General features: G+C 57.4%; 4 protein-coding genes, 1 tRNA gene and 5 rRNA genes (1 of these 10 running past the window's edge). All 10 read right to left on the bottom strand.

Features of this window, described 5'->3' with window-relative positions; all coding sequences use genetic code 11:
• Positions 1-311 precede the first annotated feature (311 nt).
• Positions 312-1,586 carry a 23S rRNA pseudouridine(2605) synthase RluB gene (rluB, locus tag S6FBBBH3_RS11365; protein WP_331813072.1) on the bottom strand — a complete coding sequence of 425 codons (1,275 nt, stop codon included), beginning with the start codon at positions 1,584-1,586 and terminating at the stop codon, positions 312-314.
• A complete protein-coding gene (gene scpB / locus S6FBBBH3_RS02980; protein ID WP_120176344.1) occupies positions 1,570-2,178 on the bottom strand; it encodes an SMC-Scp complex subunit ScpB in 609 nt (202 codons plus the stop codon). The genes rluB and scpB overlap by 17 nt, the downstream gene beginning before the upstream one ends.
• Before the next feature lie 181 nt (positions 2,179-2,359).
• Positions 2,360-2,450 (bottom strand) — tRNA-Ser (locus S6FBBBH3_RS02975).
• Between the two features lie 236 nt (positions 2,451-2,686).
• On the bottom strand, positions 2,687-3,988 hold the full coding sequence (gene serS / locus S6FBBBH3_RS02970; protein WP_120176343.1) for a serine--tRNA ligase: 1,302 nt from the start codon (positions 3,986-3,988) through the stop codon (positions 2,687-2,689).
• A gap of 195 nt (positions 3,989-4,183) precedes the next feature.
• Positions 4,184-5,491: a replication-associated recombination protein A gene (locus tag S6FBBBH3_RS02965; RefSeq protein WP_232008847.1), complete on the bottom strand. Its 1,308-nt coding sequence runs from the start codon at positions 5,489-5,491 to the stop codon at positions 4,184-4,186.
• A gap of 297 nt (positions 5,492-5,788) precedes the next feature.
• Positions 5,789-5,903, bottom strand: a 5S ribosomal RNA gene (gene rrf, locus S6FBBBH3_RS02960).
• A 96-nt stretch (positions 5,904-5,999) separates the two neighbouring features.
• A 23S ribosomal RNA gene (locus S6FBBBH3_RS02955) occupies positions 6,000-8,880 on the bottom strand.
• A 290-nt stretch (positions 8,881-9,170) separates the two neighbouring features.
• Positions 9,171-10,705: ribosomal RNA gene (locus tag S6FBBBH3_RS02950) — 16S ribosomal RNA — on the bottom strand.
• A gap of 359 nt (positions 10,706-11,064) precedes the next feature.
• A 5S ribosomal RNA gene (gene rrf / locus S6FBBBH3_RS02945) occupies positions 11,065-11,179 on the bottom strand.
• Positions 11,180-11,275: 96 nt separating this feature from the next.
• Positions 11,276-13,187, bottom strand: a 23S ribosomal RNA gene (locus tag S6FBBBH3_RS02940); it runs 969 nt beyond the window's last position.
• Together the 16S, 23S and 5S rRNA genes form the textbook arrangement of a ribosomal RNA operon.

Here is a 13,187-nt window from a genome sequence, read left to right as displayed (position 1 = left end):
GCGAAGGGTTGCGCCTGTGCGGTGTCGGCCCTTCCCCGATCGGGAAGGCCGTCGCGCGGCACCTGAAAGTGACAGATCGATCGACCGGAGGCCGGGGTCGCAACCCCGAAAGCGTCCGATACGCCCCGGACGAAAAAAGGAGTCCGAGGGCGGCCGATCGATGAATGCACGTGATTTTAGGGGATCTTTCGCTCGCCTGCAAGGATAAGTCCCTTGTTTTCGAGCGAAGAACCCCGGGCGGGCGAAGCGCGCGCAAAGAGCCTCTTGTCAAGGCTGCGTGCGCTTCTTCGGGTACTGCGGCCTCTGTGGCCTCAACCGCGACGCGCGGGCTTCTTCCCGGGGCGCTTCCCCTGGGTCGGACGATCCGAAAGGTCACGCGCCTCGGCAAAGGGCACGCCCGTGCGGTCGCTCGCCCCCGACTTCTTGAAGCGTTCGCCCTTGCGGTCCGCCTTCGCTTCGGGCTTGCGGCCCTCTTCGGCTTCGCGGGCGAGCGCCCGCGCGCGAAGTCGCGCCTGCGACTTTTCCAATTTCTTCGCCTCCGCCTTCGCGGGAGCGGCGGCCGCCATCTTCTTTTCCGCTTCGTCAAGATCCAAGAGCCACGCACGCACTTCTTCGGGCGTGAGTTCCATCTTCTTGCCGCGGGGCAGATTCTTCGGAAGGCTCACCGCACCGTAGCGGATGCGGATGAGGCGCGAGACGACGGAACCCACCGCTTCGAAGAGACGGCGCACTTCGCGGTTGCGCCCTTCGCGGATCTTCACGCGGTACCAGTGGTTGAGGCCCGTACCGCCCTCGTCGTGGAGTTCGTCGAACTTCGCCATGCCGTCCTCGAGCATGACTCCCTTTGTCAGTTCCTGCATCGCTTCGGCTTCGAGTTCGCCGATCACGCGCACGGCGTATTCGCGCTCGATCTCGTAGCGCGGGTGCATGAGACGGTTCGCCAGCGACCCCGAGGTCGTGAAGAGAAGCAACCCTTCCGTATTGAAGTCGAGACGACCCACCGCCACCCAACGGGCGCCCGGCACGCGCGGCAGCCCGTGAAAGACGCTCGGACGGCCTTCGGGGTCGTCGCGCGAGACGATTTCACCCGCGGGCTTGTGGTACATGAGCACGCGCGGCGTCGGCGACTCGGTGCTCTTGCGGTGCACGAGGCGCCCTTCGATGCGGATCGCGTCCGCAGCGCTCACTCGGTCGCCCACGCGGGCGGTCTGGCCGTTCACGGTCACAACGCCCCGAGCAATCAGCGCTTCCATGTCGCGGCGCGAGCCCAGACCCGCGTCGGCGAGCACCTTCTGGAGCTTTTCCGTCGGGAGTTCGACGGTTTTCTTCGCGGCACGCGCGCGGTTGATGATCTCAAGCGCGAGGGGGCTTTCGGCCAGCCCTTCGGGCATCGAGCTGTCCGCGGGACCGAGGCGGTCGTAAGCGTCACCCGGGTTGATCGCGTGGAGCGAGCGCCCGGAAGCGCGTCCGCCCGTGCGGCGCGAGGCGCCGCGTTCGCCCTGGAAAGCCTGCCCGGGGCGACGGAACGGCGTCTTCTTCGACTTCGAGGGGCCCGCCCCTTTGCGTGCGTTAACGGTCTTCTTCACAATCGGATTCCTTTGGGGCGGCCTCTGCGGGAGGCGCGTCACCCGTCTCGTCCCGCAAGCCGAGTTCGAACTCGGGTTCGGGAACCGCTTCGACCGCAGGCAGGTCCGCAACGGACTTCAACCCGAGGTCACTCAAAAACTGTTTCGTGGTGGCGAGGAGTTCGGGACGCCCGGGCGTCTCCCTGCGGCCGATCACTTCGATCCATCCGCGTTCCTCGAACTGCTTCAATATGGCCGGGTTCACCGCGACGCCGCGCACCGCTTCGATATCGCCGCGCGTGACGGGCTGTCGGTAAGCGATGACGGCGAGCGTCTCCATGGCAGCCCGGGAGTAGCGGCGTTCGCGCTCGGGCTCCAACCGCTTCAAATACGTCCCCGTTTCCTCGGTCGTCTGAAAGCGCCAGCCGTCCGCAACCTCCACGAGCCGCAAGCCGCGACCGGACCAGAAGGCGCGCAGCTCCTCGAGGTGCTCGCGCACCGCCTTGGCGGAAAGCTTGTCGTTGAAGAGGCGGCGCAGGTCCCGCAAACTCACGGGCTTCGAAGCCGAAAGGAGCGCAGCCTCGATGACGAAGGGAGGTGAGAGTTTCGCCATAGAACGGGTTCTCCGCGCGCAAGGCGCGGGGAGGAGTCGGTCTTCGCAAAAAAGGGAGCTCGGAAACGGATGCCGTCGCGCGCCGTACCGTGCGAATTTTAACACGCAGGTTTTCGCGTCCGACCGCCGCAAACGAAGAACCCCGAACAGTCAAACCGTTCGGGGTTCGGAATTTGGGCTCTGGCGGAAGGGGTGGGATTCGAACCCACGATACGGTATAACCGTATACCGGATTTCGAGTCCGGCGCATTCGACCTCTCTGCCACCCTTCCGCGTCAGAGGAGAATTCGAATATTACAGCATGAATTTGAAAAAAGCAAGAGGCGACGAAAAAATTTCTTCTTTTTTCTTTTCGGGGACTGCGGGAGAGGCGAAAAGCGCGAAAGACCGCCTGGAGACCGCATTCGAGGGCATTCGGAGTGCGGAAAAGCGCAAGGGGCGAAGCACGAATGCTTCGCCCCTTGCTCCCGACGGGTGTGTTGGTCACCCGACGGGGAGTATAGCGCGATTACTTCGCTTCGGCCGGACGGAGAACTTCAAGGCCGCCCATGTAGGGGCGGAGCACTTCGGGGACCGTCACGGAGCCGTCGGCGTTCTGATAGTTTTCGAGCACCGCGACGAGCGTGCGGCCCACGGCCAGGCCCGAGCCGTTCAGGGTGTGGACGTAACGCGTGCGACCTTCTTCGTCCTTGAAGCGCGTGCCCATGCGGCGGGCCTGGAAGTCTTCGCAGTTCGAGCAGGAGCTGATTTCGCGGTACGTGTTCTGCGCGGGAAGCCACACTTCGAGGTCGTAGGTCTTCGCGGCCGAAAAGCCCATGTCGCCCGTCGAAAGCGCAACGACGCGGTAGGGAAGGCCGAGCTTCTGGAGGATCCCTTCGGCGTTGGCGGTCATCTGTTCGAGGTGCGCGTAGGAGCGTTCCGGACGCACGATGCGAACCATTTCGACCTTGTCGAACTGGTGCTGACGGATCATGCCGCGCGTGTCGCGACCGTAGGCGCCGGCTTCGGAGCGGAAACAGGGCGTGTGGGCCGTGACGAGGATCGGAAGTTCGGAGGCCTTCAGCATGCGGCCCGAAACCTGGTTCGTGAGCGTCACTTCGGCGGTCGGAACGAGGTACATCTGTTCGCCGTCGCCTTCGGCGCCGCCCTTCTTCGCGGCGAAGAGGTCTTCTTCGAACTTCGGCAGCTGCCCCGTGCCGCGCATCGTCGAGGCGGTCACGATGTAGGGGGTATAGCACTCGGTGTAGCCGTTTTCCTGCGTGTGCGTGTTCAGCATGAACTGAGCGAGCGCTCGGTGGAGGCGCGCGACCTGACCGCGCATGAAGCAAAAGCGCGAGCCCGAGAGCTTCGCGGCCGTGTCGAAGTCGAGACCGAGAGGACCGCCCACGTCGACGTGGTCCTTCACCTCGAAGTCGAACGTGCGGGGGGTGCCCCAGCGACGCACTTCGACGTTTTCGCTTTCGTCCTTGCCGACGGGGACGGACTCGTTCGGAAGATTCGGCACGCGAAGCATCATCGCTTCGAGCTTCGTGCGGATTTCGTCGAGCTTCGTTTCAAGGGCGGAGAGCTCTGCGGGGATGCGGCCCGCTTCGGCCATCAGAGCGGAGGCGTCTTCACCGGACTTCTTCGCAAGCCCGATCTGCTTGGAGAGCGTGTTGCGCTTGGCCTGGAGTTCTTCGGTCTTCGTTTGAACGGACTTGCGCTCCGCTTCAAGAGCATTGAATTCCGCCTCGGGGAAATCGAAATTGCGGGTCTTGAGACGAGCCACGACCTCCGGAAGGTTCTTTCGGAGCAGGGCGATGTCGAGCATGGTGAAGTGTCCTATGTAGTAAATGCCGAAACGGCACGCCTCGGTCGGGGGGCGTGCCGTCCGATTGGGGAAAAGCGGACGCTCGGGGCGCTCGGGGGAGAAACTCAACCCCGCACGCGGAGCGCGATTTCGTATTTTCGCATTTTTGCGTTGTACGCGCAGTCGTGCTTCGGGAAGCTCCTCAGGCCCTTTGCCTCAGTTCTCTTTCCTCCGACCGCGACCGGCCTTCCGAGCCTCTTCGTTGAGGGCGTCAAGGCGCGCGAGCTTTTCGGCGATCCGTACTTCGAGCCCTCGATCCGTCGGGTGGTACCACTTGCGGCCTTCGAGCCCTTCGGGAAGGTAGATTTCCCCCGCGGCAAAGGCTCCGGGTTCGTCGTGCGCGTAGCGGTACCCCTCGTGGTAGCCGAGATCCTTCATGAGTTTCGTAGGGGCGTTCCGAAGGTGCATGGGGACGGCGCGCGAACCGTCCTCTTTCACGAAGGCCCTAAGCTCGTTGTAGGCCTTGTAGACCGCATTGCTCTTCGGAGCGCACGCGAGGTACACGACGGCCTGAGCGAGCGCAAGCTCCCCTTCGGGACTCCCGAGCCGCTCGTAGATTTCGGCAGCCTCCACGGCAAGTTCCGTCGCACGCGGGTCCGCAAGCGAAATGTCTTCGATCGCCATCCGCACGACACGACGCGCGATGTAGCGCGGATCGCACCCGCCGTCAAGCATCCGCACCATCCAATAGAGGGCCGCATCGGGGTCGCTCCCGCGCACGGACTTATGCATGGCGCTGATCTGGTCGTAGAAGTTGTCGCCCCCCTTGTCGAAGCGTCGCAGGGTCGCGGGAAGCGTTTTCCTCAGGAACGCCGCATCGATTTCGGGAACGTGCCGCTCGCGCGCCATCGTACCCGCGACGTCGACCGCGTTGAGAAGCCGTCGAGCATCCCCGTCCGCAAGCGTCACGAGAATGCGTTTGGCTTCGTCGGTCCAAGCCGTATCGGGAAATTCGCGGGAGAGCGCACGCTCAAGAAGTTCGAGTGCCTCCTCGTCCTTGAGGCTTTCGAGCGTATAGACGGTCGCGCGGCTCAGCAGCGCGTTCACCACTTCGAAGGAGGGGTTCTCGGTCGTCGCCCCCACGAAGATGAAAAGGCCCGATTCGACGTGGGGAAGGAACGCATCCTGCTGGCTCTTGCTGAAGCGGTGCACTTCGTCGACGAAGAGAAGCGTGGGCTTTCCCGAGAGCGCCATCGTGTTGCGGGCCGTTTCCACCGCATCGCGGATTTCCTTGACGCCGCCCAAGACGGCGGAAATGGCGATGAAGGGAAGGTCGAAGGCTCCTGCCATCAGACGGGCCAAGGTCGTCTTCCCGACCCCGGGCGGCCCCCAGAGAATCATCGAGTGCGGACGGTGATTTTCAAAGGCAACGCGCAAGGGGGCTCCCGGTCCGATCAGATGCTTCTGACCCACCACTTCGTCGAGCGTCTTGGGGCGCAACCGCTCGGCGAGAGGCGCAAGCATGGGGGCCGTGTCGGAAGCCGCAGCCCCCGAACGCCGTCCGGAAGACTTCGAGCCCCGGGCTCCTTTCTCCTCTTTCGCTTTGGCGGAAACGGGCGGTTCGAACGCACCGAGCGTACCGCCGAAAAGATCGTCGCTGTCCTTCATCACCTGCGGGCCCTCGTGCTTCGGGGCCCTCTCCTCTCGCTACTGAAACTTCGACCGGCCGTCCCGTCGTCGGGAGGCCCGGAGTGCACCAAGAATACACGATCCAAAACAAAAACCCCCGGCACCGAAGTACCGAGGGTTCTTGAATGGGGAGTCTGGCGATGTTCTACTTTCACCGGAAATACAACCGACTATCATCGACGCTAAGGCGTTTCACTGTCCTGTTCGGAATGGGAAGGAGTGGGGCCACCTCGCTATGGTCGCCAGACAAAACTTTGAATTTTGTACGGAATCGAAATGAAGCGGGCTGCGATGCCCATCGATTTCGAAGTTCTCTCCGACAGGAGAAAAGCTTCACGGTTATAGGATCAAGCTGCACGAGCAATTAGTATTGGTTAGCTCAACGCCTCACAGCGCTTACACACCCAACCTATCAACGTCCTGGTCTCGAACGACTCTTCAGGGAGGTCAAGCCTCCAGGAAGACTTATCTTCAGGCAAGTTTCCCGCTTAGATGCTTTCAGCGGTTATCTCTTCCCGACATAGCTACCCGGCGATGCCACTGGCGTGACAACCGGTACACCAGAGGTCAGTCCACTCCGGTCCTCTCGTACTAGGAGCAGCCCCCGTCAATCTTCCAACGCCCACGGCAGATAGGGACAAAACTGTCTCACGACGTTTTAAACCCAGCTCACGTACCTCTTTAAATGGCGAACAGCCATACCCTTGGGACCGGCTACAGCCCCAGGATGAGATGAGCCGACATCGAGGTGCCAAACACCGCCGTCGATATGAACTCTTGGGCGGTATCAGCCTGTTATCCCCAGAGTACCTTTTATCCGTTGAGCGATGGCCCTTCCATACAGAGCCACCGGATCACTATGACCTACTTTCGTATCTGCTCGACTTGTCGGTCTCGCAGTCAAGCACGCTTTTGCCATTGCACTATCAGCACGATTTCCGACCGTACCTAGCGTACCTTCGCACTCCTCCGTTACCCTTTAGGAGGAGACCGCCCCAGTCAAACTGCCTACCATGCACGGTCCCCGATCAGGATGACTGACCTAGGTTAGAACCTCAAACAAATCAGGGCGGTATTTCAAGGACGACTCCGCGAGAACTGGCGTCCTCGCTTCACAGTCTCCCGCCTATCCTACACAGATCGGTTCAAAGTCCAATGCAAAGCTACAGTAAAGGTTCATGGGGTCTTTCCGTCTAGCCGCGGGGAGATTGCATCATCACAAACACTTCAACTTCACTGAGTCTCAGGAGGAGACAGTGTGGCCATCGTTATGCCATTCGTGCAGGTCGGAACTTGCCCGACAAGGAATTTCGCTACCTTAGGACCGTTATAGTTACGGCCGCCGTTTACTGGGACTTCGATCAGGAGCTTGCACCCCATCAATTAATCTTCCAGCACCGGGCAGGCATCACACCCTATACGTCGACTTTCGTCTTTGCAGAGTGCTGTGTTTTTAGTAAACAGTCGCAGCCACCGATTCTCTGAGACCTCTTCACGCTCCGGGTGTTTCTCCCTTCACGCTACCAAGGCACACCTTATCCCGAAGTTACGGTGTCAATTTGCCGAGTTCCTTCTCCTGAGTTCTCTCAAGCGCCTGAGCATATTCAGCTCGCCCACCAGTGTCGGTTTGCGGTACGGTCCCGCCAAGCTGGAGCTTAGAGGCTTTTCCTGGAAGCACATCCAATCACTTCGGTTCCGTAGAACCTCGATCCTTCGCCTCGGAAATTCGTCGACGGATTTGCCTGTCGACTTCCTACGCTCGGAAACCGGGACTTCCAACACCCGGATGATCTTCAATACTCCGTCCCCCCTTCGCACTTGGCGGCGGTCAAGGAATATTAACCTTGTTCCCATCAGCTACGCTTCTCAGCCTCGCCTTAGGGGCCGACTCACCCTGCTCCGATGAACGTAGAGCAGGAAACCTTGGGCTTACGGCGAGCGGGCTTTTCACCCGCTTTAACGTTACTCATGTCAGCATTCGCACTTCCGATACCTCCAGCAACCTTTGCAAGTCACCTTCGCAGGCTTACGGAACGCTCCCCTACCACGCACATTGCTGTGCATCCGCGGCTTCGGTTATTGACTTAGCCCCGTTACATCTTCCGCGCAGGAAGACTCGATCAGTGAGCTATTACGCTTTCTTTGAAGGATGGCTGCTTCTAAGCCAACTTCCTGACTGTCTTAGCCTTCCCACTTCGTTTTCCACTTAGTCAATATTAGGGACCTTAGCCGGCGGTCTGGGTTGTTTCCCTTTTGAGTCCGGACGTTAGCACCCGGTGCTCTGTCTCCCGTGCTCAAACTTCCAAGTATTCGGAGTTTGCCATGGTTTGGTAAGACGCCATGTCCCCCTAGCCATAACAGTGCTCTACCCCCTGGAGTCATACACGAGGCACTACCTCAATAGTTTTCGGGGAGAACCAGCTATCTCCAGATTTGTTTAGCCTTTCACCCCTATCCACAGCTCATCCGCTAATTTTGCAACACTAGTCGGTTCGGTCCTCCAGTGTGTGTTACCACACCTTCAACCTGGCCATGGATAGATCATCTGGTTTCGGGTCTACGCCCAACGACTGAATCGCTCTGTTCGAACTCGCTTTCGCTGCGCCTCCCCTATACGGTTAAGCTTGCCATTGAACGTAAGTCGCTGACCCATTATGCAAAAGGTACGCAGTCACCCCTTACGAGGCTCCTACTGTTTGTATGTATGCGGTTTCAGGATCTATTTCACTCCCCTCCCGGGGTTCTTTTTACCTTTCCTTCACAGTACTGGTTCACTATCGGTCGATCACGAGTATTTAGCCTTGGAGGATGGTCCCCCCGTCTTCAGACAGGATGTCACGTGTCCCGCCTTACTTGTCGTGTTCTTAGTACCATGACTGCGATTTCCCGTACGGGGCTGTCACCCTCTATAGCCGAACTTTCCAGATCGTTCCGGTATCGAAGTCATTATCAAACACAGGGCTTCTCCGATTTCGCTCGCCGCTACTTTCGGAATCTCGGTTGATTTCTTTTCCTGCGGTTACTTAGATGTTTCAGTTCACCGCGTTCGCCTTCATAACCTATGTATTCAGTTATGAATACCTGTAAAACAGGTGAGTTTCCTCATTCGGAGACCTGTGGATCAAAGCTTATTTGCCAGCTCCCCACAGCTTTTCGCAGGCTGTCACGTCCTTCATCGCCTGTGATCGCCAAGGCATCCACCACATACACTTAGTCACTTGATCCTATAACTCTGAAGCCTTTTGCCTTCAAAGCTACAAGCAACCTGTAACGTGTTTCGCTGTTTCTCTGATTTATGTCGGTTCTTGAGAACTTCATGAAATCAAATGAATGCAATCACAACCCTCAACTGCTGCATCTCCGACCCTCTCATCAAGAGCCGGCGCATTCAGTTGAACGCTTCATTTCTTTTCCAAATTTTTAAAGAACATTCCTGTCTTCGAAAATCATTTCAACGACACGGATAAGTGTGAACACCGTGAAGAGCGGCAGGCCGTTCGGACTTGCTCTCTTTAAAGGAGGTGATCCAGCCGCACCTTCCGGTACGGCTACCTTGTTACGACTTCACCCCAGTCATGAAGCCCACCGTGGACGCCGTCCTCCTTGCGGTTAAACAAACGTCTTCTGGTGAACCCCACTCCCATGGTGTGACGGGCGGTGTGTACAAGACCCGGGAACGTATTCACCGCGGCATGCTGATCCGCGATTACTAGCGATTCCGACTTCATGCAGTCGAGTTGCAGACTGCAATCCGGACTACGATCGGTTTTCTGGGATTTGCTCCGCCTCGCGGCTTCGCTGCCCTCTGTTCCGACCATTGTATGACGTGTGAGGCCCTAGCCATAAGGGCCATGAGGACTTGACGTCATCCCCACCTTCCTCCGGTTTGTCACCGGCAGTCTCACTAGAGTGCCCTTTCGTAGCAACTAGTGACAAGGGTTGCGCTCGTTGCGGGACTTAACCCAACATCTCACGACACGAGCTGACGACAGCCATGCAGCACCTGTGTCCAGATTCCCTTGCGGGCACTCCCAAATCTCTTCGGGATTCCTGGCATGTCAAGGCTAGGTAAGGTTTTTCGCGTTGCATCGAATTAATCCACATCATCCACCGCTTGTGCGGGTCCCCGTCAATTCCTTTGAGTTTTAATCTTGCGACCGTACTCCCCAGGCGGTCTACTTCACGCGTTAGCTTCGTTACCAAGGAAATGAATCCCCAACAACCAGTAGACATCGTTTAGGGCGTGGACTACCAGGGTATCTAATCCTGTTTGCTCCCCACGCTTTCGTGCATGAGCGTCAGTCGTATCCCAGGGGGCTGCCTTCGCCATTGGTGTTCTTCCAAATATCTACGCATTTCACTGCTACACTTGGAATTCCACCCCCCTCTGATAAACTCCAGTCCCGCAGTCATAAATGCAATTCCCAGGTTAAGCCCGGGGATTTCACATCTATCTTACGGAACCGCCTGCGCACGCTTTACGCCCAGTAATTCCGATTAACGCTTGCACCCTACGTATTACCGCGGCTGCTGGCACGTAGTTAGCCGGTGCTTATTCTTCAGGTACCGTCAGCAGTTCCGGGTATTAACCGAAACCTTTTCGTCCCTGACAAAAGCAGTTTACAATCCGAAGACCTTCATCCTGCACGCGGCATGGCTGGATCAGGGTTTCCCCCATTGTCCAAAATTCCCCACTGCTGCCTCCCGTAGGAGTCTGGGCCGTGTCTCAGTCCCAGTGTGGCTGGTCGTCCTCTCAGACCAGCTACCGATCGTCGCCTTGGTGAGCCTTTACCTCACCAACAAGCTAATCGGGCATCGGCCGCTCCCCTTGCGCGAGGTCTTGCGATCCCCCGCTTTCACCCTCAGGTCTCATGCGGTATTAGCAACCCTTTCGGGTTGTTATCCCCCACAAGAGGACACGTTCCGATGTATTACTCACCCGTGCGCCACTCGCCACCCGGGAGCAAGCTCCCCGTGCTGCCGTTCGACTTGCATGTGTAAAGCATGCCGCCAGCGTTCAATCTGAGCCAGGATCAAACTCTTCAGTTCAATCTCTGTTTTTCGCTCTCTCGCCGGAATTGAAAGAGGAAGGAATTAACCTTCGTCTTTCTATCAGACAAGTGCGAACTTCGTAAAATTTTCGAGCCGTGCCCGTGAGGACACGTTGTCGTTTGAGCGACCTCTCGCTTTCCGATGTTCACACTTATCGGTTCGTTGAATCTGATTTTTAAAGAGCACTGCGCTTCGTGAAGCGCAGGAGTGAAATCATACTTGAGTGATTTCGATTTGTCAAGAGGAAAATTTCGAAATTTTCGAATTTTTCTTCTTGGGAGCGGGCTGCGAAAGCAACCCTCTCATAAATAGCAAAAACCCCCGATGCCGAAGCACCGGGGGTTCTCGAATGGGGAGTCTGGCGATGTTCTACTTTCACCGGAAATACAACCGACTATCATCGACGCTAAGGCGTTTCACTGTCCTGTTCGGAATGGGAAGGAGTGGGGCCACCTCGCTATGGTCGCCAGACAAAACTTTGAATTTTGTACGGAATCGAAATGAAGCGGGCTGCGATGCCCATCGATTTCGAAGTTCTCTCCGACAGGAGAAAAGCTTCACGGTTATAGGATCAAGCTGCACGAGCAATTAGTATTGGTTAGCTCAACGCCTCACAGCGCTTACACACCCAACCTATCAACGTCCTGGTCTCGAACGACTCTTTAGGGAGGTCAAGCCTCCAGGAAGACTTATCTTCAGGCAAGTTTCCCGCTTAGATGCTTTCAGCGGTTATCTCTTCCCGACATAGCTACCCGGCGATGCCACTGGCGTGACAACCGGTACACCAGAGGTCAGTCCACTCCGGTCCTCTCGTACTAGGAGCAGCCCCCGTCAATCTTCCAACGCCCACGGCAGATAGGGACAAAACTGTCTCACGACGTTTTAAACCCAGCTCACGTACCTCTTTAAATGGCGAACAGCCATACCCTTGGGACCGGCTACAGCCCCAGGATGAGATGAGCCGACATCGAGGTGCCAAACACCGCCGTCGATATGAACTCTTGGGCGGTATCAGCCTGTTATCCCCAGAGTACCTTTTATCCGTTGAGCGATGGCCCTTCCATACAGAGCCACCGGATCACTATGACCTACTTTCGTATCTGCTCGACTTGTCGGTCTCGCAGTCAAGCACGCTTTTGCCATTGCACTATCAGCACGATTTCCGACCGTACCTAGCGTACCTTCGCACTCCTCCGTTACCCTTTAGGAGGAGACCGCCCCAGTCAAACTGCCTACCATGCACGGTCCCCGATCAGGATGACTGACCTAGGTTAGAACCTCAAACAAATCAGGGCGGTATTTCAAGGACGACTCCGCGAGAACTGGCGTCCTCGCTTCACAGTCTCCCGCCTATCCTACACAGATCGGTTCAAAGTCCAATGCAAAGCTACAGTAAAGGTTCATGGGGTCTTTCCGTCTAGCCGCGGGGAGATTGCATCATCACAAACACTTCAACTTCACTGAGTCTCAGGAGGAGACAGTGTGGCCATCGTTATGCCATTCGTGCAGGTCGGAACTTGCCCGACAAGGAATTTCGCTACCTTAGGACCGTTATAGTTACGGCCGCCGTTTACTGGGACTTCGATCAGGAGCTTGCACCCCATCAATTAATCTTCCAGCACCGGGCAGGCATCACACCCTATACGTCGACTTTCGTCTTTGCAGAGTGCTGTGTTTTTAGTAAACAGTCGCAGCCACCGATTCTCTGAGACCTCTTCACGCTCCGGGTGTTTCTCCCTTCACGCTACCAAGGCACACCTTATCCCGAAGTTACGGTGTCAATTTGCCGAGTTCCTTCTCCTGAGTTCTCTCAAGCGCCTGAGCATATTCAGCTCGCCCACCAGTGTCGGTTTGCGGTACGGTCCCGCCAAGCTGGAGCTTAGAGGCTTTTCCTGGAAGCACATCCAATCACTTCGGTTCCGTAGAACCTCGATCCTTCGCCTCGGAAATTCGTCGACGGATTTGCCTGTCGACTTCCTACGCTCGGAAACCGGGACTTCCAACACCCGGATGATCTTCAATACTCCGTCCCCCCTTCGCACTTGGCGGCGGTCAAGGAATATTAACCTTGTTCCCATCAGCTACGCTTCTCAGCCTCGCCTTAGGGGCCGACTCACCCTGCTCCGATGAACGTAGAGCAGGAAACCTTGGGCTTACGGCGAGCGGGCTTTTCACCCGCTTTAACGTTACTCATGTCAGCATTCGCACTTCCGATACCTCCAGCAACCTTTGCAAGTCACCTTCGCAGGCTTACGGAACGCTCCCCTACCACGCACATTGCTGTGCATCCGCGGCTTCGGTTATTGACTTAGCCCCGTTACATCTTCCGCGCAGGAAGACTCGATCAGTGAGCTATTACGCTTTCTTTGAAGGATGGCTGCTTCTAAGCCAACTTCCTGACTGTCTTAGCCTTCCCACTTCGTTTTCCACTTAGTCAATATTAGGGACCTTAGCCGGCGGTCTGGGTTGTTTCCCTTTT

Source organism: Sutterella megalosphaeroides (assembly GCF_003609995.1).
GTDB classification, from domain to species: domain Bacteria; phylum Pseudomonadota; class Gammaproteobacteria; order Burkholderiales; family Burkholderiaceae_F; genus Sutterella; species Sutterella megalosphaeroides.
Note: the sequence above shows the minus strand (reverse complement) of the source record. Positions and strands in the feature narration are given on the sequence as shown.

Excerpts from the sequence above, each read along its gene's own strand:
- scpB (WP_120176344.1), bottom strand. The coding sequence starts at position 2,178 with ATGGCGAAACTCTCACCTCCCTTCGTCATCGAGGCTGCGCTCCTTTCG.
- serS (WP_120176343.1), bottom strand. The coding sequence starts at position 3,988 with ATGCTCGACATCGCCCTGCTCCGAAAGAACCTTCCGGAGGTCGTGGCT.
- S6FBBBH3_RS02965 (WP_232008847.1), bottom strand. The coding sequence starts at position 5,491 with ATGCTTGCGCCTCTCGCCGAGCGGTTGCGCCCCAAGACGCTCGACGAA.